The following is a 17,463-nucleotide window of genomic DNA, read 5'->3' as shown; positions in this document are numbered from 1 at the left end:
CGGCAACCGAACAGGACAGTGACCCGCAATTGCGGCTTAGTCCGCCGGGCCGGCAAACTGGATCATATTTCCATCCGGGTCGAGGACGATGAAGTTCCTCGCCCCCCAAGGTTCTTTCCTCAGCATCTGGTGAAAGCGCACACCCGCCGCTTGGAAATCCAGAAACAGCTGTTTGATCTCGTCCGCCGTGTCGACGGTGATCGATGCGGACAGAAGGTGCTCGCGTTCGCGAATATCGCCTGCAAAGACCGGCTCGCACACCTGCCTCAGAGCAAGCTGCGCCTTGTCGCGGATGACCTGTCCGTAAAACGGCGGCTCGCCATAGATGAAGTCGACGGCAAAGCCGAGCTTGCCGGTAAAGAAATCGCACGACGTCTTGATGTCGGCAACGAACAGCTGTGCAGCGGTCGAGCTGAGAATGGGATGCACGGTCTGTTTGGCTTGATTGCTCACTGCTGGGGCTCCTGATTTAAGCGCCTGCCAACCCGCAAAGCCTCGCTGACGCGCGACGAGTTCCTGCGCGTCTGAAAGCTTGAAGCTTGCTTGCAATATCTGGCTGTCGTCGAGGTGCTGAAATCGCGGCAACGCCGCCCTGATCTCGGCGGCGACCGGATGATAGCCCTCGCGATGCCAGCGCAGGTATTGCTTGGCCTGCTTCTTGAGGTTTTCGAGGTTCGGCATGGGCGCAACTATGGACTGCTTCTTGCAGTAGGTGGGCGTTGCCCTTTCGGCTTGCACCGATGCGCCCTACGCAGCAGTCCGAATTTGCCTCAGCCGGCGCATCCTTGTCAAACCTGGCGCGTGCATCCGCCCCTCACCTGACGTCGATCTTCCACCAGTTCGGACAGCCATCTTCGAACGAGTGCGACAGCGGGCGCAATTCCGCATCGTCCCCGGCATCAAAGCTGCCGGTCACCAGTGCGACGGTGGGCGCATCGTCGATCGCCCCTAGCGTGCTGCCGCAGCGTGGACAAAACGAGCGGCTGGAATAATCCGACGAGCGATAGAGCGCGGGCGCTCCGCCTTCGCCAACCCATTCGACCGCGTCTTTTGGAAACTCGACCCAGCACAGGGTCGGCGCGCCGGAGTGCCTCTGGCAATATGTGCACGAGCAGCTGTGGGGATTGGCCGGCACGCCCGTCGCCCTGAACCTGATGCTACCGCACAGGCATCCGCCGAGATATTGCTTGGTTTCCATGCCAGCCCCTTTGCATCGGTAGAATCGTTGCGACAATTGCCTTGAACAGGTCCGACATAGAGCTTATGTGGAGCCCGTCATCAATTCCTACAGGATGTGTGCAGCAATGGATTCCTACCCGACAGCAACGCCAAGCCGTTTTGCCATCGGGGATATCCATGCCTGCTTCCATTTCACTGTCCAATCTCACCTGGTCCACGCCTGACGGCCGGACGCTTTTTTCCGATCTCGACATCAGCTTCGATACAGGCCGCACCGGCCTTGTCGGACGCAATGGCATCGGCAAGTCGACGCTGCTCAAGCTGATCTCGGGCAACCTGCCGCTTCAGGCTGGCACCGTCTCGGTGAGCGGAACCCTGGGCTTTCTCAGCCAGACGGTCCAACCTGCCGCCCACGAGACCGTCGCCGACCTGTTCGGTGTCCGCGAAGGCCTGGAACTGCTGCGCCGGGCCGAAGCTGGTGAGGCCGATCTCGACGATCTCGCCATAGCCGACTGGACACTGGAAGCGCGTATCGCGTCCGCCCTCGCCCGGCTCGGCCTCGACATATCAGCCGAAGCGCCGTTGGCCGCGCTTTCCGGTGGGCAGCGCACCCGTGCCGGGCTTGCCGCACTGATCTTCGGCGAACCTGATTTCATCCTGCTCGACGAACCGACCAACAATCTCGACCGCGACGGCCGGGCAAAGGTCATCGAGCTTTTGGCCAGCTGGCGAGCCGGTGCGCTCGTCGTCAGCCACGACCGCGAATTGCTCGACACCATGGACGCCATCGTCGAACTGACCTCGCTCGGCGCGACGCGTTATGGCGGCAACTGGAGCCATTACCGCGAGCGCAAGGCGGTGGCGCTCGCAGCCGCCCGGCACGATCTGGCCGACGCCGAACGGCGTGTCACCGATACCGCGCGCAGCGCCCAGGCCACCGCCGAACGCAAGGCGCGCAAGGATGGTGCCGGCCACAGCAAGCGCGCCAAGGGCGACATGCCGCGCATCCTGCTTAATGGACTGAAAAACAACAGCGAAAACACGTCAGGCGACAATGCACGTCTTGCCGAACGCAGGCGCGCGCAGGCCTCCGACGATGCCGCTTCCGCCCGCGCGCGGCTGGAAATCCTCGAGCCATTCACCCTCGTCCTGCCCACGACCGGCCTGCCGGCCACCAAGCTTGTCTTGCGCATGGATCGCGTGCGTGCCGGCTATCACCTGGAACAGCCGATCATCGAGCACCTGTCCTTTGCCATTTCGGGGCCGGAGCGCGTCGCTGTCACAGGCGCCAACGGCTCGGGCAAGACCACCTTGCTCGCCTTGATTGCGGGGCAATTGTTGCCATGGTCCGGCAGCGTGCGGGTGATGACCGATTTCGCCATGCTCGACCAGCAGGTCAGCCTGCTCGATCCCTCGGCCTCGATCCGCGACAATTTCCGCCGCATCAACCCCGACGCCGGCGAAAACGCCTGCCGTGCCGCCCTTGCGCGTTTCATGTTCCGCGCCGACGCTGCCTTGCAGATAGTTTCGAGCCTCAGCGGCGGCCAGCTGCTGCGCGCCGGGCTCGCCTGCGTTCTGGGCGGAACGAAGCCACCGCCTCTGCTGATCCTCGATGAACCCACCAACCATCTCGACATCGATTCCATCGAGACCGTCGAGGCGGGATTGCGGGCCTATGACGGCGCACTTCTGGTGGTCAGCCACGACGAAGCCTTTCTGCATGGCATAGGCATCACGCGCAGGCTGGAATTGTCGTCGCAATAGCCCACTGGCGAATCCGATCAAACGGTGTCTACGTTGCAGCCCTATTCAGACCGGAGGCAGCGCATGACCAACTTCCTCAAGACGACACTTGTCGGCGGGATCATATTCCTGCTCCCGGTCGTCGTGATTTCGCTCGTTCTGGGCCACGCCTTGAAACTGGCGCATCAGTTTGTCGAGCCGATATCGCATAGCCTGAAACTGGACCAGATGGGTGCGGTGGCAGGCTTCAGCATCGTCACGACACTGGGCGTGCTGGCACTGGTCGTGGTGTCTTTCATGGCCGGCATGGTCGCCCGGACGCGTATGGGAACGCGCATGTCGGGCTGGGTCGATCATTCCCTGATCGGCGGCCTGCCGCCTTATCGGATGGTCCGGACCATGGCCGAAGGCCTCATGCAATTCGAAAACTCCCAAGGCCTGAAACCGGCCCTGGTCAGCGTCGAGGAAGGCTGGCAGATCGGCTATCTCGTCGAAGAGATCGGCAATGGCTGGGTCGCTGTCTTCCTGCCCCAGGCGCCGACGCCGCTGTCCGGCAACGTCATGTATTTTCCAGCCGACCGTGTCCGCCCTCTTGATATCACCATGGTCCAGGCCGCCACGATCGTGAAGCACATCGGCATCGGATCCGCTGGCGCGTTGCGGAACGCGGACCTGACACTGCCGGCAAGCTTGGCCTGAGGGTCAGGACAACGCCATCTCGACCGCCGCCTCTGCGTGGATCGCGGTGGTATCGTACAGCGGCACAGCACTGTCTTCGGGCCCGACCAAAAGCATGATCTCGGTGCAGCCCAAAATCACAGCCTCGGCACCACGCGCAACCAGTCGTGCAATCACCTCGCGATAGGCTTTCCGCGACGACGCTTCGATGCGCCCCTGCACCAGCTCGTCATAGATGATGCGGTGCACAACCGCCCGGTCGTCAGCCTCGGGCACCAGCACTTCCAGCCCGTGCTGTTCGACAAGCCGGCCCTTGTAGAAATCCTGCTCCATGGTGAAGGCGGTGCCCAAAAGGCCCACGCGGCGCAGGCCCGCCGCGCGTATCCGTGCGGCGGTCGGGTCGGCGATATGCAGCAGCGGAATGTTGATCGCCGCCTGCACCTCATCGGCCATGCGGTGCATCGTGTTGGAGCAGATGACGGCGAAATCCGCCCCGCCGCGCTCCAGCCGCCGCGCGGCGTCGATCATCTCGACAGTCGCCTCTTGCCAGCGATCGGCACTTTGCAGCGCCTCGATTTCGGCAAAGTCGAACGACCACATCAACAGCCGTGCTGAATGCAGCCCGCCAAGCCGCTCGCGCACCTGCTCGTTGATGATCCTGTAATATTCGGCCGAGCTTTCCCAGCTCAGGCCGCCCAGCAGACCAATCACCTTCTGCGCCATTTAATAGCCTCCTCCGCCAGCTCGATGCGACCATCGCTCTATCCCGCCCGACCTTGCGACCGCAAGGGAGCGCGTTATCCGGCCGTCCCGAGCGTCCGCTCGACCTCCGCCAGTATCCACTCACGGAAAACCTTGATCTTGGGAACGTTGCGACGCTCCTCGGGATAGACCAGCCAGAAGCCGGAGCCGTCCGAGCCGACATGGTCGAATGGCTGGATCAGCGCGCCGCTGGCAAGCTCTTGCTTGTAGAAGACCGGTGTCAGCATCGCCACGCCACGGCCGGCAATCGCCGCGATCGCCTCATAGGCCTGCGAGCCCATCTTCGGCGCCTGGCGTTTCGGCAGCGCATCGGTCGGCCACCCGGCACCTTCGAACCAGGCACGCCACCAGATGTCGCCGGGATCGATCTGCGGCAGCTTGAGCAAATCCGCCGGCTCCTTGACGCCGCCAATGGTCGCCGCAAGCTTCGGGCTGAGCATCGGCGCGAAGTCGCTGGGCACCAGAAGATGGCCTGCAAGCCCCCGCGGAAAGTGCCCGTAGTCCCTGCGGATAACGACGTCGACTTCCTCCGACTTGAAATCGGTGCTGCGGGTCGTGGTCTCCAGCCGGACCGCCAGGTCAGGCTGCACCATCTGGAACGCGCCGAGATGGTGCGCCAGCCAGCTCGCGGCAAAGGTCGGCAAGGTACTCACCACCAGCACTCCCCGCGCCCCGCCGCGCGTTTCGCCCCAGGCGTCGCCCAGCATCTCGAAAGCGGCACTCACCTTGGGTGCCAGCGCCTTGCCCGCATCGGTCAGCACGGTCTGCTTGGGTCGCCGCAAAAACAGCGGCGTGCCGGCGCGCTCCTCGAGAAGCTTGATCTGGTAGCTGACCGCCGCTTGCGTGGTGCCAAGCTCCTCCGCCGCCTTGGTGAAATTGCCGAGGCGTGCTGCCGCCTCAAACGCGCGTATGGCCGTGAGCGGCGGCAGCTGATTAATCGCCATAAGTTTTCCTTATGCCTACCTTCCGAGGTTGAATTGGATTCATAGCAAAAACAAAGCGAAGGTGGCGATACTCCCTCAATGAAATTTGACTATCGGAACTTTGTCAGATGAACGTCACGCCCCTTGCCGCCTCGCTCGGCCCGCTCCAGACATGGCTTACATTGTTGATGACAAGCAGCGGCCGCAGCCGGCGCCGCGCCCAATTCGACCCACGCGACGTGTCTGATCACCTCAACCGCGACCTGGGCTACCTCGACGGAAAGCAACCGGCGGGATCGGTCAGGTAGGAACCGGTCATCGGTGGAAATCGCAGTCGCTCGCCTACGATGGCCCTCTATTGACGCTCCTCACCCAACGAGAGATGTTTGGCGAAGGGCGCGGGCGGAGAGGTGAGCATGTTCTTGATTCCCAATCGGGTAGCGGGACGGGTCGCGGCGGTTTTTCTGCCCCTCGCCGTTCTGACGAACGCGGCCCTGGCGCAGGACGCCTCGGATCTGGCAAAGAAGCTGTCCAATCCGATCGCTTCGATGATCAGCGTTCCGTTCCAGTTCAACTACGACAGCGGTTACGGTCCGAACGATGGCGACAAGGCCTATGTCAACATCCAGCCCGTCATCCCGTTTTCGCTGAACGACAATTGGGAAGTCATTTCGAGGACGATCCTGCCGGTCGCCTGGCAAAATGACGTCGCAGGCGCATCGGGTAGCCAGTTCGGCCTCGGCGACATCACCCAGAGCCTGTTCTTTTCACCGAAGGCACCCGGCCCAAGCGGTATGATCTGGGGTGTCGGCCCGGCCTTTTTGATCCCTACCGCGACCGACGATATGCTCGGCGGAGAGAAATGGGGCGCGGGCCCGACCGCAGTCGCGCTCAAACAGACGGGCCCCTGGACCGTAGGCATCCTCGCCAACCACATCTGGTCCTTCGCCGGCGACGATGACCGCAGCAACATCAGTTCGACTTTCCTGCAGCCCTTCGTTTCCTACACCACCAAGGATGCCTGGACATTCGCGCTGAACACCGAGAGCACCTACAATTGGGAGGCCTCGGAGTGGTCGGTGCCGATCAATTTCACAGTCTCCAAGCTCATCGTGCTCAACAAGCAGCCGATCAGCCTGATGGCGGGCGTGCGCTATTGGGCCGAGACCCCGGACAGCGGACCGGACGGCTTTGGCTTCCGCACGGCGGTGACGTTCCTGTTTCCGAAGTGACAATATGAAAAAGAGCGCAACGACCGAGCCCCCTTCCCAGCTGATCGACGCCAAGATCAAGGAACTGGACGACTGGCGCGGCAAGACGCTCGCCCATGTCCGCGCTCTCATCAAGCAGGCGGCCCCCGGCGTCATCGAGGAGTGGAAGTGGCGAGGAGTTCCGGTGTGGTATGACGATGGAATGATCTGCACCGGCGAGACCTACAAGAGCGCCGTGAAGCTGACATTCGCCAAGGGCGCCTCGCTCGAGGACCCTTCCGGCCTGTTCAACTCCAGCCTTGAGGGCAACACGAGGCGCGCGATAGATATCCACGAAGGCGCTGAAGTGGATGAAGACGCCTTCAAGGCGCTGATACGTTCAGCCGTGGCCCTGAACAAGTCCAAAGCCCGATGATCTGACGCGGCTCCCCAAAGCGACACCAGCGGGCGAATGGCAGGACGCACGGTTTTACCATCCTGCGCGAAGGAGCCATGCACGGCATCCGCCATGTGGCCCGAGCTTGTCGAGATTACGCAGGACGGCTGCCTGCGAACCACTTGCCACGCCCCAAATCGGAATATATGAAACATAAACGAATCGTATATTCAGGAATGCACAATGGGTATCGTCAATATCGAAGATGAGCTGCATGAGCAGCTGCGCCGGGCGAGCAAGGCGTCCTTTCGATCGATCAACGCCCAGGCGGCGTTCTGGATCAAGATCGGCATGCTCTGCGAGCTGAACCCGGGCCTCACTTTCCAAGAGCTTGTGGCACGTGAACTGAAGCAGGCGGGCGTCGACGCACCTGATCTTTCAGCTGCGGCGGCATGACGAAGACTCCGGCCGAAATTGAGCTGCTGGCGGAGTCGGGGCGTCTGCTCGCGTCGGTGTTCGCGCATCTGGATGGACAACCCCTCGCCGGATTGAGCACCCTGCAGGTCAACGACCTCGTCGAGGCATTCATCGTCGATCAGCTCGGCGCGCGGCCCGCCAGCAAGGGCCAGTATGGCTATGGCTTCGTGCTGAACAGTTCAAGGAACGAGGTCGTCTGCCACGGCGTGCCGTCGAGGGACGAGGTTTTACAGGACGGCGATATCGTCAATTTTGACATCACGCTCGAGAAGCAGGGCTATATCGCGGATTCCAGCAAAACATTCCTCATCGGAAATGTAGAGCCCATGGCGAGGCGGCTCGTTCGCACCACCTATGAAGCCATGTGGAAGGGCATCCGCGCCGTGCACCCGGGCGCAAGGCTTGGCGACATCGGCTTCGCCATTGCGTCGCACGCCAAGCGGAACGGTTATTCGGTCGTGCGGGAATACTGCGGTCACGGCATCGGGCGCGAGATGCACGAAGCACCGCAAGTGCTGCATTACGGAAAGCCGGGCACCGGCCTTATGCTGCGAGAGGGCATGGTCTTCACCATCGAGCCCATGCTGAACCAGGGGCGCAGGACTGTTCGAACTGAGGATGACGGATGGACCGTTGTCACCGCGGACAAGAAGCTCTCCGCACAGTTCGAGCACACGGTTGCTGTCACTGATGACGGCGTCCGCGTGCTGACATTGCGCCCGGACGAAGCACAGTTCGCCGCCACGATGCGCGCCGTAGGCGCGTAGCCCCTCCGGGCGGTATTGCTCGCCTACGAACGCGATCGGTTTGCCTCGTCGGCAAAGCTCGACCGTCGAAACGGCGAACTTGTCACCATCGACAAGAACCTCGCGGCAGCTTCTGCCGGGAGGTGGTCAGATGGTCTTAGCACTGCCCCTGGTCGACGACGCGGAAGCCGGCGGAATCAGCCTCGCAGGCATTGGGGAAGGTGCGCAGCGTGCCGCCGCGCTGGCCGCAGACCGGCCGGTATTCCCTGGTGCAGAACTGCTGATTGCCACCGCCATTCCAGCCACCACCGCCGCCATTCCCGCCACCGCCATTCCAGCCGCCGCCCCCACCGTTCCAGCCGCCACCGCCGCCGTTCCAGCCACCGCCACTGCCACCGCCGCTGCCACGGCACTCGCCGCCACGGACGATGCGGAAGCCCGCAGCTTCGGCCATGCAGGGATTGGCGAAGGTTTGGCTCTCATTGCCCCGGCGCGCGCAGACCGGGTCATATTCGCGGGTGCAGAATTGCGGGCCAGGACCCGGACGGGGCGGCAGCGGCCTTGGTCCGGGGCCCTCATCCACCACAACGCAGGATGCGAGCATCAGCGACAGCAACGAGGCGACAGTTGCTTTTCGTGCAAAGGTCTTTGCCGAAAACGTCATGGATATATTCCCTCTCATTCCCGCCCCTGCGGGAATTGTTTCAGCCCCTGCCCCGATCCTGGCGATTCTGTCAACGATATCAATCCGTCTCCAAGCTGCCCCAGCGGACGCGGCAATCTGGCCAATGGCGCTTTTAGAATTGTCATATATGAATGCGATGCTGCGAGGTGTCGGCGCGATCGACTGCGACATCTTGCAACCTACACGTTTCCGTGCAATATCAGAGTCAGTTCGGGCGTTTGCTGACCCGGAGACTGGAACGTTTTGCACGACCCTTTCCCCGATACTGTGAATCTCTGACGACCCCGTGACTCGGCGGGGGGTTTAATCGTGCGCAAATGCATGACCGCCAAGCAAAACCACCGACTTGCCGCCGACGCCAGGCGGATGGCAGGTCCAGACCACTGAACGGGTGAAGGAGTTCTCCCAATGACCCAGACCGGTACCGTAAAGTTCTTCAACGCAACCAAAGGCTTCGGCTTCATCACGCCGGATGGCGGCGCCAAGGACGTTTTCGTCCACATCTCCGCTATCGAGGCTTCGGGCCTGCGCACGCTCGTCGACGGCCAGAAGGTCAGCTTCGACGTCGAGCCCGACCGTATGGGCAAGGGTCCTAAGGCGGTCAACCTCCGCGCGGGCTAATCTCGCCAGTTTGCATCGATTGACGAAGGGCGCGATGGGCAACCGTCGCGCCCTTTGTTTTTGACGCCACGCTCGGCGCTGTTTTGCCGCCTGCCCGGTCGATCTGCATATCGGAAGTTGCGCCGCCAAACGTTGCCCGGGGGCCATGAAAACCCGGCGACGTACGGCTTTTGAGCGCCGCTGGGGCGCAAAACTTTTGCTTGCCGATGATCCAAAAATGAACGACAAATTTCTACTTCGGGCATTTGCCGGCTCGAAGACTGGAATTGATGGGATCAGAGGAGTTCCCCATGCCGCAGACCGGCACCGTCAAGTTCTTCAATCATGCCAAAGGCTTCGGCTTCATCACGCCGGACGACGGGGCGAAGGATGTCTTCGTCCACATCTCGGCCGTGCAGGCGTCGGGCCTTCCCGGTCTTGAGGATGGGCAGAAGGTTTCTTTCGACACCGAGCCGGACAAGCGCGGCAAGGGTCCCAAGGCGGTCAATCTGACCGTCGGCTGAGCCCAGTCAAACGGCCGGAGCTCCATGCCCCGGCCCCATTGCTCGACTGTTTCGCCGCCGCGTCGCTTGGCGGGTGGTGGCGTTGTTCAGTTCGGCTCCTCGCCTGAAAATTCGTTCAGGCTGCGTTCAGGCTCGCTCCCTTAGACATATTGTCGACGCTAATTTCCGGCCTTGATACGGGCCAGGCGGCGAAGGAGACCGACATGAACCGCACCATCAAAACCCTCGTTCTTTCGGCAGCCGTTGCTGCCACCACGCTCGCCGCCCTGCCCGCGGCCGAGGCTGGTGAGCGCTGGCGCCGCTACGATCACGGCCACAGCGACAACACCGGCGCAATCGTCGCCGCCGGCGCGCTCGGCCTGATCGCCGGTGCGGTCATCGCTGGCAGCGCCAATCGCTCGCAGCCGGTCTATGATGATTACTACGAGCAGCCCCAGCCGCGCCGCGTCTATCGTCAGGATTATTACCAGCCGGCACCGCAGCGTCGCGTGGTCTACTCCAGCGGCGGCTATGGGATGGAGCCCTGGACGCCCGAATGGTACCAGTACTGCTCGGACCGCTACCGCAGCTTCAACCCGCGCAGCGGCACCTTCGTCGGCTATGATGGCGTTGCGCGCTTCTGCGCCGCCAACTGATGCTGAACTGATAAAAAACGGCGCCACCATCAAAGGTTGGCGCCGTTTTCTTTGGTGAGAGGAGCTACGCTTCAGACGAGATAGGGGTTGCTGCGGCGCTCGTCGCCGAAACGGCTGCCCGGGCCATGGCCGCAGATGAAGCCGATGTCGTCGCCAAGCGGCAGGAGCTTTTCCTTGATCGAGCGGATCAGCGTGTCGTGGTCACCGCCATAGAGGTCGGTGCGGCCGACCGAACCCTGAAACAGCACATCGCCGACATGCGCGAACTTCGCGTCGCGGTTGTAATAGACGACGTGGCCGGGCGCATGGCCGGGGCAGTGCAGCACCTCGAAGACATGGGTTCCAAACGAGACGGTCTCGCCTTCGGTCAGGAACCGGTCTGGCACGCAATTGCGCACCGAGCCGCCCATGCCGAATTTCTGGGCTTGCGTCACCAGGTTGTCGAGCAACGGCTTGTCGGCCTCGTGCGGGCCGATGATGTCGACGCCGAGCGCTTCCTTGAGTTCCATCGCCCCGCCGGCATGGTCGATATGGCCATGGGTCAGCCAGATCGCCGTGATCGTGATGCCGTTATCCTTCAGCACCGACAGGATGGTTTCGACATCGCCGCCTGGATCGACAACCACACCGGTCTTGTCGTCGGTGTCAAAGAGGATCGTGCAGTTCTGCTGGAAGGGTGTGACCGGCACGATCCCGGCATTGAGCTGTCCCATGGCTGTCCTTTCTGATCTTTGCCCCCGACATAGGATCACACAGGCCGCTCGTCCACTGCGCTCACGTCGTTTACCCGTCCCAAAAATGAAATGGGCGGCCGAAGCCGCCCAATCCGAATTCTGTCTGAAATGAACTTACTTCTTCATTGCGCCCATGACTGCGCCCACGATCGCAGTCAAGATGGCGCCGCCGCCAGCACCACCAACCACATTGCTCAGGATCCCGCTCATGGCGCTCGCCGTTGCAGGATCAGCCGCACCGCCGAGAAGGCTGCCGAGGATCTGACCGCCTGCGATACCGCCGACGCCACCGGCGATCAGCTTGGTCACCTGCCCCATCGCTGCCGTCGTGATTGCCGCGCCTACTGCCTGTCCACCAATTACGCCGGTGACAATTTGTATGATGATCGGAAGAAGCGATTCCATAACAATTCCCTCCAATTGCATGCCGGCCCTCATAATGCCGACGTCAACATCAGACGCCGAAATCGGCGAAAGTCAAATATGACCTTACGCAACGAAAAGGGGCGGTTTGAAAACCGCCCCTTCCATACTGTAAGCCATTGAATTTGTTTATTATTCAGCGGCAATCGCGTGCCTGGGCTGAACCGCGGCCGAATAGTCGTTCATCAGCGTCTTGGCGATCTCGCCAACCTCGAATCGGTACTGTCCGATCTCGGAAACCGGCGTCACTTCGGCCGCCGTGCCGCTGAGGAAGCACTGCTCGAAACCGGCCAGCTCTTCCGGCATGATGGCGCGTTCGATCACTTCGATGCCGCGATCGCGGGCAAGACCGATCACCGTGCGGCGGGTGATGCCGTCCAGGAAGCAGTCCGGCGTCGGCGTGTGGATCTTGCCGTCCTTGACGAAGAAGATATTGGCGCCGGTTGCTTCAGCCACCTGGCCGCGCCAGTCGAGCATCATCGCGTCGGCGTAACCCTTGTCCTCGGCCGCATGCTTGGACATGGTGCAGATCATGTAGAGACCCGATGCCTTCGACTTCGAAGGTGCGGTGCGCGGGTCGGGGCGGCGCCACTCGGCGATGTCGAGACGAATGCCCTTGAGCTTCTGCGCCGGATCGAAATAGCTCGGCCACTGCCAGATCGCGATGGCGCAGTTGATGCGGTTGTTCTGCGCCGAAACGCCCATCATCTCGCTGCCACGCCAGGCGATCGGACGAACATAGGCGTCCATGAAGCCCTGCTTCTTCAGCAGTTCGCGGCAAGCATCGTCGATCTCGGCCACCGAATAAGGGATCTTGAAGCCGAGGATGCGGGCCGATTCATGCAGGCGCTCGGTGTGCTCGGTGAGCTTGAAGATCTCGCCGCCATAGGCGCGCTCACCTTCGAACACTGCACTTGCATAGTGCAAACCATGGGTTAGTACGTGAATCTTGGCGTCGGCCCATTGGACGAACTCGCCGTTCATCCAGATGAATCCATCGAGTTGGTCAAAAGGAACGGATGCCATGATAAACCTTCCCGCAGGCGGCGGCCTGCCTATCGTTTCGTATCGTTCTTAATGGCCCGTAAGGGGCCTGCCGGATAAAGCGTCGGCGGGCTAGAACACCAAAGCAAACTCACGATGTTTCGGAAAAAACCACCGTACCTTGCCTTTTCGTTCGCAATCTGCCGAAAAGCTTGGCAAAAATTACCATCGCACCTAATTTATGTCAACAGTGCTGACATAAATTGACGGACAGGAATTCTATGGCACAACGTAGCGGCGCAGCCGCCCAACCGATCCGCACCGCGGTGACGGCAGATGAGGGCATCGACTTCTCGATCATCGAGCTGATGTATTTCGCCTATCGCGACTTCACGTCGGACCCGGACCAGATACTTGCCGAGTACGGCTTCGGCCGCGCCCATCACCGCGTTCTGCACTTCGTCAACCGCATGCCGGGGCTGACGGTGGCCGAGTTGCTTGACGTGCTCAAGATCACCAAGCAAAGCCTGGCGCGTGTACTCAAGCAATTGATCGATGCCGGATACATCATCCAGGTCCAGGGGCCGCGCGACCGCCGCCAGCGCGAGCTCTACCCCACCCACAAGGGCCGCACCCTGACACTGGCGCTGGCGCGGCCACAGTCACGCCGCATCGATGCTGCACTGGAAGGCGCAGGAGAGACCGAACGCGCCTGGGTCGAAAGATTCCTCAAGGCGATGGTCAATCCTGAATTAAGGGCGCAGATTGATCATCTGCCCGGAAACACGCCGGGGAAAGACCATGGAGAATAACGACAAGACGGCCAATCCGGCCACGTTGGGCGACGATGCTCCGCATCTGCTCGTCGTCGACGACGACACGCGTATCCGCAACTTGCTCAAGCAGTATCTGACCGAGAACGGCTTTCGCGTAACTGTCGCCGGCAACGCCGACGAGGCGCGGCGCAAACTCGCCGGGCTCGATTTCGACCTCCTCATCCTCGACGTGATGATGCCGGGCGAAAACGGCATCGAACTGACCAAGTCGCTGCGCGACCAAAAGGACGTGCCGATCCTGATGCTGACCGCACTGTCGGAAACCGACAGCCGCATCACAGGCCTCGAGGCTGGCGCCGACGACTATCTGCCCAAGCCCTTCGATCCGCGCGAGCTGATCCTCAGGATCAACAACATCCTGCGGCGCGGCGGCCCGTTGACGACGCCCAAGGCCGAGCAGCTGGTGTTCGGGCCCTACACCTTCCAGATCGCGCGCCGCGAACTCAAGCGTGGTGGCGAAGCGCTCAAGCTGACCGACCGCGAGCAGGAAATTCTTGCCATCTTCGCCGCGCGCGCCGGCGAGACCATCCCCCGCCATGAGCTGGTAACCGGCGATTCCGAAGTCGGCGAACGCACAATCGACGTCCAGATCAACCGCCTCCGGCGCAAGATCGAGCGCGACCCGGCCAACCCCGTCTGGCTACAGACGGTACGCGGTATTGGGTATCGGCTCAGCGTGGAATAGGATCGCCGAAGGGCGGCCGGAGCACAATCCGGCCGGTGGCGAACGGAATGGCGGATGGCAACCACTGACATGGAACGGCCTGGCGGAGGCAGCCTCGGAACACGCGCTTGGCGTGCACTGACGGCTGTGCCCAGAAGCTGGAACCGCTTCTGGCGGCGTGTGTCGATCTACATGCCAAAGCGGCTCTATGCGCGCTCGTTGCTGATCGTCATCACCCCGATGATCCTGCTGCAATCGGTCGTCGCCTTCGTCTTCATGGAGCGCCACTGGCAGACGGTGACGGTTCGCCTGTCGCAGGCGGTGACGCGCGACATCGCCGCCATCATCGACCTGCTCGACACCTTCCCGCAGCCCGACAACTACGCCCAGATCATCCGCATCGCCCAGGACCGGATGCAGCTGAAGATCGACTTGCTGCCGCCCGATCCCCTGCCCCCACCTGGGCCAAAGCCGTTCTTTTCGATCCTCGATCAGGCGCTTTCGACGGAAATCCGCAGGCAGATCAACAGGCCGTTCTGGCTGGACACCGTCGGCAACTCCAATATCGTCGAGGTGCGCGTTCAGCTCAACGACAAGGTGCTGCGTGTCTTCGTCCGCCGCAGCCAGGCCTATGCGTCCAACACCCACATCTTCCTGCTGTGGATGGTGGGCACGTCGCTGGTGCTTTTGACCATCGCCATTCCTTTCCTGCGCAACCAGATACGCCCGATCCTGCAGCTCACCGAGGCCGCCGAAAGCTTTGGCAAGGGCCGGCCGATGCCGCCCAATTTCCGACCGCGCGGTGCCGAGGAAGTACGGCGCGCTGGCTTTGCCTTCATCCAGATGCGCGAGCGCATCGAACGCCAGATCGACCAGCGCACGGCGATGCTGACCGGCGTCAGCCACGATCTGCGCACCATTCTGACACGCTTCAAGCTGCAGCTAGCCTTGTCAGGCAGCAAGATCGACCGCGAAGCGCTGAGCCAGGACGTCGACGACATGCAGTCGATGCTCGAAGCCTATCTCGCCTTCGCCCGTGGCGAGGCGTCGGAAGACCCCGGCCGCTTCGATCTCACCAGCTATCTCGACAAGCTTGGCGAGGAAGCCCGGCTGCGCAAGCGCAAGCTCAAGGTGACGCTTGTCGGCGAGCCCGAAGTGCACGTCCGCCCCAACGCCTTCACCCGCCTGTTGCAGAACGTCGTCGGCAACGCCTTCCGCTATGCCAAGGAAGTGGAGGTCAAGGCCATTCATGATCGCGGCATGCTGGTGGTCATGGTCGACGACAATGGCCCCGGCATTCCCGAGGAAAAGCGCGAAGAGGTGTTCAAGCCGTTCTACCGACTCGACGAGGCGCGCAATCTCGATTCGACCGGCACCGGGCTTGGTCTAGCCATTGCCCGCGATATCGCGCGCAGCCATGGCGGCGACATCAAGCTCAGCGACAGCCCGCTGGGCGGCCTGCGCGCCATGATCCGCGTGCCTGCATAAAGCTAGGCGCGGTGATCCAGCCGCGCCACCAACCGGTCGCCGATCCATTGGATGCCGCAGACAAGGACGATTAGCACGACCACCACAGCGATCATCACCGCCGTTTCAAAGCGCTGGTAGCCGTAGCGGATGGCAAGGTCGCCGAGCCCGCCCGCACCGATGGCGCCCGCCATGGCGGATGCACCGACCAGGGTCACCAGCGTGACCGTGAAGCCGGCGACGATGCCGGGCAACGCTTCGGGCACCAGCACCTCGCGGATGATCGCCCAGCGGCCGCCGCCCATGGCGCGCACGGCCTCGATCAAACCACGGTCGACCTCGCGCAGCGACACCTCGGCGATGCGGGCATAATAGGGCGTGGCGGCAATCGAAAGCGGCACGATCGCCGCCCAGGTGCCGATCGAAGTTCCGACGATCAGCCGCGTCAGCGGAATGAGCGCAACGAGCAGGATGATGAAGGGCACCGACCGAAGGCCATTGACCACGGCGCCAAGGATGCGGTTGACCCAACGCTGCTCGGCGATACCGCCCCGGTCGGTAGCGACAAGCGCCAGTCCCAGCGGCAGGCCAAACAGCAACGAGATCAGCCCCGATGCCGCCGTCATCAGCACCGTCTCCCACAGCGAGCGCAGCAGCAGGTCAAACATCGTCTGAGACATAACCAAGCACCTCCACCCGCGCACCCCGGGCATTCAAGATTTCGACGGCAGTCGCAGTGACGCCGGTTGCAGTGGTGACGCCGACAAACAAGGTGCCCACCGGCTCGCCCTGGATATGATCGATGCCGCCATGGATCAGGCGGAACTGGCCAGGGATCGACGTCGCCAGTTCGGCCAACAGCGGACGGCGCGCCGCTTCACCAGAAATATCGACACGCAGGATCGCTTCGTCTCCGCTGGTGCGAAGCCGGGCCGCCAAATGTTCAGGCAGTTGCGGACGGATGCCGCCCAACAGGCTGCGCGTCACCTCTGACCTTGGGTCAGCGAAGACCGACCACACCGGCCCCTGCTCGACAATACGGCCTGCATCGATCACCGCCACGCGGTCGGCGATGCTGCGGATCACCTCCATCTCATGCGTAATGAGCATGATGGTCAGCCCGAGCTTTTGGTTGATGTCCTTGAGCAGCGACAGGATCGAGCGTGTCGTCTCGGGGTCGAGCGCCGATGTCGCCTCATCTGAAAGCAGCACCGCCGGGCGCGCGGCGAGCGCACGCGCAATTCCGACACGCTGCTTCTGGCCACCCGACAGCGACGCCGGATAAGCACTTGCCTTGTCGGAGAGGCCGACGAGTTCGAGCAACTCGGTGGCGCGCTTGAGACGCTCGGCCTTGGGGCGGCCCTCGATCTTGAGGGGGAGAACGACGTTTTCCTCAACGGTCTTTGCCGACAGCAGGTTGAAATGCTGGAAGATCATGCCGATGCGCCGCCTCAGCGGCTGCAACTCGCGCTCGCTCAAGCCTGATATCTCGCGGCCTTCGATGAACACCTGCCCGGCGTCGGGCCGCTCCAGCCCGTTCAGGCAGCGGATCAGCGTCGACTTGCCGGCGCCGCTGCGACCGATGATGCCAAGGATCTCCCCCTTGCGCACGGACAGCGACACGCCGTCCACCGCCGCCGTTTCGCCGAAGCGGCGCTTGAGGTCGACAAGGCGGATGACGTCGTCGGCTGGCGCATCGTGGGCAAGCGGCAGCGCGCCTTCGATGGTCGCAAAATGCTGGGTCATGAAAATCCCCTGACAATGTGGAAAAGCGGCCCGCCAAAAAAGCGAGCCGCCTGTGCTAAAGCCCTTGAGG

The 17,463-nt window shown here is 62.3% G+C and carries 23 protein-coding genes; 13 read left to right on the top strand and 10 right to left on the bottom strand.

Annotated features, from left to right (window positions below):
- Positions 1-36: 36 nt before the first annotated feature.
- The gene (locus tag AC1DLV_RS22005) at positions 37-681 is read right to left on the bottom strand and encodes a VOC family protein (protein WP_476802188.1); all 645 of its coding nucleotides are present in this window, start codon (positions 679-681) and stop codon (positions 37-39) included.
- A gap of 133 nt (positions 682-814) precedes the next feature.
- Positions 815-1,198 (bottom strand): GFA family protein, encoded by a 384-nt coding sequence (locus AC1DLV_RS22000; RefSeq protein ID WP_476802187.1) that lies wholly within the window; start codon positions 1,196-1,198, stop codon positions 815-817.
- 158 nt (positions 1,199-1,356) lie between these two features.
- Between AC1DLV_RS22000 and AC1DLV_RS21995 the strand changes: the two genes are divergently transcribed.
- Together AC1DLV_RS21995 and AC1DLV_RS21990 are read left to right on the top strand one after the other, a co-directional pair.
- The gene (locus tag AC1DLV_RS21995) at positions 1,357-2,943 is read left to right on the top strand and encodes an ABC-F family ATP-binding cassette domain-containing protein (RefSeq protein ID WP_476802186.1); all 1,587 of its coding nucleotides are present in this window, start codon (positions 1,357-1,359) and stop codon (positions 2,941-2,943) included.
- A 63-nt stretch (positions 2,944-3,006) separates the two neighbouring features.
- Positions 3,007-3,621: a DUF502 domain-containing protein gene (locus AC1DLV_RS21990; protein ID WP_476802185.1), complete on the top strand. Its 615-nt coding sequence runs from the start codon at positions 3,007-3,009 to the stop codon at positions 3,619-3,621.
- 3 nt (positions 3,622-3,624) lie between these two features.
- On the opposite strand, the gene AC1DLV_RS21985 is transcribed toward AC1DLV_RS21990, so the two are convergent.
- Positions 3,625-4,323 (bottom strand): aspartate/glutamate racemase family protein, encoded by a 699-nt coding sequence (locus tag AC1DLV_RS21985; RefSeq protein WP_476802184.1) that lies wholly within the window; start codon positions 4,321-4,323, stop codon positions 3,625-3,627.
- Positions 4,324-4,397: 74 nt separating this feature from the next.
- Positions 4,398-5,306 carry a LysR substrate-binding domain-containing protein gene (locus AC1DLV_RS21980; RefSeq protein ID WP_476802183.1) on the bottom strand — a complete coding sequence of 303 codons (909 nt, stop codon included), beginning with the start codon at positions 5,304-5,306 and terminating at the stop codon, positions 4,398-4,400.
- 107 nt (positions 5,307-5,413) lie between these two features.
- On the opposite strand from AC1DLV_RS21980, the gene AC1DLV_RS21975 reads away from it, so the two are divergent.
- The 5 genes from AC1DLV_RS21975 to map all read left to right on the top strand — a co-directional run bounded on the left by AC1DLV_RS21975 (position 5,414) and on the right by map (position 8,116).
- Positions 5,414-5,593 carry a hypothetical protein gene (locus AC1DLV_RS21975; RefSeq protein WP_476802182.1) on the top strand — a complete coding sequence of 60 codons (180 nt, stop codon included), beginning with the start codon at positions 5,414-5,416 and terminating at the stop codon, positions 5,591-5,593.
- A 108-nt stretch (positions 5,594-5,701) separates the two neighbouring features.
- Positions 5,702-6,517 (top strand): transporter, encoded by an 816-nt coding sequence (locus tag AC1DLV_RS21970; RefSeq protein ID WP_476802181.1) that lies wholly within the window; start codon positions 5,702-5,704, stop codon positions 6,515-6,517.
- Between the two features lie 4 nt (positions 6,518-6,521).
- Entirely contained in the window at positions 6,522-6,911 is a 390-nt protein-coding gene (locus AC1DLV_RS21965; protein WP_476802180.1) for a DUF1801 domain-containing protein, read from the top strand.
- 204 nt (positions 6,912-7,115) lie between these two features.
- Positions 7,116-7,328 (top strand): ParD-like family protein, encoded by a 213-nt coding sequence (locus AC1DLV_RS21960; protein ID WP_476802179.1) that lies wholly within the window; start codon positions 7,116-7,118, stop codon positions 7,326-7,328.
- On the top strand, positions 7,325-8,116 hold the full coding sequence (gene map / locus AC1DLV_RS21955) for a type I methionyl aminopeptidase (RefSeq protein WP_476802178.1): 792 nt from the start codon (positions 7,325-7,327) through the stop codon (positions 8,114-8,116). Before AC1DLV_RS21960 ends, map begins: the two co-directional genes overlap by 4 nt.
- Positions 8,117-8,252: 136 nt before the next feature.
- Here map and AC1DLV_RS21950 read toward each other — a convergent pair whose 3' ends face one another.
- Positions 8,253-8,759, bottom strand: a complete 507-nt coding sequence (locus AC1DLV_RS21950) for a Kazal-type serine protease inhibitor domain-containing protein (protein WP_476802177.1) — start codon at positions 8,757-8,759, stop codon at positions 8,253-8,255.
- A gap of 429 nt (positions 8,760-9,188) precedes the next feature.
- Between AC1DLV_RS21950 and AC1DLV_RS21945 the strand changes: the two genes are divergently transcribed.
- From AC1DLV_RS21945 to AC1DLV_RS21935, 3 genes are all read left to right on the top strand, one after another.
- Positions 9,189-9,401, top strand: coding sequence for a cold-shock protein (locus tag AC1DLV_RS21945; RefSeq protein WP_067959476.1), 213 nt, complete (start codon positions 9,189-9,191; stop codon positions 9,399-9,401).
- 290 nt (positions 9,402-9,691) lie between these two features.
- Positions 9,692-9,904, top strand: a complete 213-nt coding sequence (locus AC1DLV_RS21940; protein WP_018428999.1) for a cold-shock protein — start codon at positions 9,692-9,694, stop codon at positions 9,902-9,904.
- Positions 9,905-10,107: 203 nt separating this feature from the next.
- On the top strand, positions 10,108-10,539 hold the full coding sequence (locus AC1DLV_RS21935; RefSeq protein WP_476802176.1) for a BA14K family protein: 432 nt from the start codon (positions 10,108-10,110) through the stop codon (positions 10,537-10,539).
- Positions 10,540-10,610: 71 nt separating this feature from the next.
- Here the strand turns inward: AC1DLV_RS21935 and AC1DLV_RS21930 are convergent, their stop codons facing one another.
- From AC1DLV_RS21930 to AC1DLV_RS21920, 3 genes are all read right to left on the bottom strand, one after another.
- Complete coding sequence (locus AC1DLV_RS21930; protein WP_476802175.1) at positions 10,611-11,252, bottom strand: MBL fold metallo-hydrolase; 642 nt, start codon at positions 11,250-11,252, stop codon at positions 10,611-10,613.
- Positions 11,253-11,387: 135 nt separating this feature from the next.
- A complete protein-coding gene (locus AC1DLV_RS21925; protein ID WP_476785679.1) occupies positions 11,388-11,678 on the bottom strand; it encodes a hypothetical protein in 291 nt (96 codons plus the stop codon).
- A 150-nt stretch (positions 11,679-11,828) separates the two neighbouring features.
- On the bottom strand, positions 11,829-12,722 hold the full coding sequence (locus tag AC1DLV_RS21920) for a branched-chain amino acid aminotransferase (RefSeq protein WP_476802174.1): 894 nt from the start codon (positions 12,720-12,722) through the stop codon (positions 11,829-11,831).
- A gap of 239 nt (positions 12,723-12,961) precedes the next feature.
- On the opposite strand from AC1DLV_RS21920, the gene AC1DLV_RS21915 reads away from it, so the two are divergent.
- The 3 genes from AC1DLV_RS21915 to AC1DLV_RS21905 are packed head-to-tail and all read left to right on the top strand — an operon-like array spanning position 12,962 to position 15,668.
- Entirely contained in the window at positions 12,962-13,492 is a 531-nt protein-coding gene (locus AC1DLV_RS21915) for a MarR family winged helix-turn-helix transcriptional regulator (RefSeq protein WP_476787126.1), read from the top strand.
- Complete coding sequence (locus AC1DLV_RS21910; protein WP_476787127.1) at positions 13,482-14,201, top strand: response regulator; 720 nt, start codon at positions 13,482-13,484, stop codon at positions 14,199-14,201. Before AC1DLV_RS21915 ends, AC1DLV_RS21910 begins: the two co-directional genes overlap by 11 nt.
- Positions 14,202-14,255: 54 nt before the next feature.
- Positions 14,256-15,668: an ATP-binding protein gene (locus AC1DLV_RS21905; RefSeq protein WP_476802173.1), complete on the top strand. Its 1,413-nt coding sequence runs from the start codon at positions 14,256-14,258 to the stop codon at positions 15,666-15,668.
- 2 nt (positions 15,669-15,670) lie between these two features.
- Here AC1DLV_RS21905 and AC1DLV_RS21900 read toward each other — a convergent pair whose 3' ends face one another.
- Positions 15,671-16,327 (bottom strand): methionine ABC transporter permease, encoded by a 657-nt coding sequence (locus AC1DLV_RS21900; RefSeq protein WP_476802172.1) that lies wholly within the window; start codon positions 16,325-16,327, stop codon positions 15,671-15,673.
- Positions 16,308-17,393, bottom strand: a complete 1,086-nt coding sequence (locus tag AC1DLV_RS21895) for a methionine ABC transporter ATP-binding protein (protein ID WP_476802171.1) — start codon at positions 17,391-17,393, stop codon at positions 16,308-16,310. The genes AC1DLV_RS21900 and AC1DLV_RS21895 overlap by 20 nt, the downstream gene beginning before the upstream one ends.
- Positions 17,394-17,463: the final 70 nt, after the last annotated feature.

It is taken from the genome of Aminobacter sp. 01T433 (assembly GCF_056398585.1).
Note: the sequence above shows the minus strand (reverse complement) of the source record. Positions and strands in the feature narration are given on the sequence as shown.

What these genes read in the sequence shown, in the direction of transcription:
- AC1DLV_RS21960 (WP_476802179.1), top strand. Translation starts at nt 7,116, where the DNA reads ATGGGTATCGTCAATATCGAAGATGAGCTGCATGAGCAGCTGCGCCGG.
- AC1DLV_RS22000 (WP_476802187.1), bottom strand. Translation starts at nt 1,198, where the DNA reads ATGGAAACCAAGCAATATCTCGGCGGATGCCTGTGCGGTAGCATCAGG.
- AC1DLV_RS21975 (WP_476802182.1), top strand. Translation starts at nt 5,414, where the DNA reads ATGAACGTCACGCCCCTTGCCGCCTCGCTCGGCCCGCTCCAGACATGG.
- AC1DLV_RS21925 (WP_476785679.1), bottom strand. Translation starts at nt 11,678, where the DNA reads ATGGAATCGCTTCTTCCGATCATCATACAAATTGTCACCGGCGTAATT.
- AC1DLV_RS22005 (WP_476802188.1), bottom strand. Translation starts at nt 681, where the DNA reads ATGCCGAACCTCGAAAACCTCAAGAAGCAGGCCAAGCAATACCTGCGC.
- AC1DLV_RS21915 (WP_476787126.1), top strand. Translation starts at nt 12,962, where the DNA reads ATGGCACAACGTAGCGGCGCAGCCGCCCAACCGATCCGCACCGCGGTG.
- AC1DLV_RS21900 (WP_476802172.1), bottom strand. Translation starts at nt 16,327, where the DNA reads ATGTCTCAGACGATGTTTGACCTGCTGCTGCGCTCGCTGTGGGAGACG.
- AC1DLV_RS21945 (WP_067959476.1), top strand. Translation starts at nt 9,189, where the DNA reads ATGACCCAGACCGGTACCGTAAAGTTCTTCAACGCAACCAAAGGCTTC.
- AC1DLV_RS21920 (WP_476802174.1), bottom strand. Translation starts at nt 12,722, where the DNA reads ATGGCATCCGTTCCTTTTGACCAACTCGATGGATTCATCTGGATGAAC.
- AC1DLV_RS21995 (WP_476802186.1), top strand. Translation starts at nt 1,357, where the DNA reads ATGCCTGCTTCCATTTCACTGTCCAATCTCACCTGGTCCACGCCTGAC.
- AC1DLV_RS21980 (WP_476802183.1), bottom strand. Translation starts at nt 5,306, where the DNA reads ATGGCGATTAATCAGCTGCCGCCGCTCACGGCCATACGCGCGTTTGAG.
- AC1DLV_RS21990 (WP_476802185.1), top strand. Translation starts at nt 3,007, where the DNA reads ATGACCAACTTCCTCAAGACGACACTTGTCGGCGGGATCATATTCCTG.
- AC1DLV_RS21905 (WP_476802173.1), top strand. Translation starts at nt 14,256, where the DNA reads ATGGCAACCACTGACATGGAACGGCCTGGCGGAGGCAGCCTCGGAACA.
- AC1DLV_RS21950 (WP_476802177.1), bottom strand. Translation starts at nt 8,759, where the DNA reads ATGACGTTTTCGGCAAAGACCTTTGCACGAAAAGCAACTGTCGCCTCG.
- AC1DLV_RS21965 (WP_476802180.1), top strand. Translation starts at nt 6,522, where the DNA reads ATGAAAAAGAGCGCAACGACCGAGCCCCCTTCCCAGCTGATCGACGCC.
- AC1DLV_RS21970 (WP_476802181.1), top strand. Translation starts at nt 5,702, where the DNA reads ATGTTCTTGATTCCCAATCGGGTAGCGGGACGGGTCGCGGCGGTTTTT.
- map (WP_476802178.1), top strand. Translation starts at nt 7,325, where the DNA reads ATGACGAAGACTCCGGCCGAAATTGAGCTGCTGGCGGAGTCGGGGCGT.
- AC1DLV_RS21985 (WP_476802184.1), bottom strand. Translation starts at nt 4,323, where the DNA reads ATGGCGCAGAAGGTGATTGGTCTGCTGGGCGGCCTGAGCTGGGAAAGC.
- AC1DLV_RS21940 (WP_018428999.1), top strand. Translation starts at nt 9,692, where the DNA reads ATGCCGCAGACCGGCACCGTCAAGTTCTTCAATCATGCCAAAGGCTTC.
- AC1DLV_RS21935 (WP_476802176.1), top strand. Translation starts at nt 10,108, where the DNA reads ATGAACCGCACCATCAAAACCCTCGTTCTTTCGGCAGCCGTTGCTGCC.
- AC1DLV_RS21930 (WP_476802175.1), bottom strand. Translation starts at nt 11,252, where the DNA reads ATGGGACAGCTCAATGCCGGGATCGTGCCGGTCACACCCTTCCAGCAG.
- AC1DLV_RS21895 (WP_476802171.1), bottom strand. Translation starts at nt 17,393, where the DNA reads ATGACCCAGCATTTTGCGACCATCGAAGGCGCGCTGCCGCTTGCCCAC.
- AC1DLV_RS21910 (WP_476787127.1), top strand. Translation starts at nt 13,482, where the DNA reads ATGGAGAATAACGACAAGACGGCCAATCCGGCCACGTTGGGCGACGAT.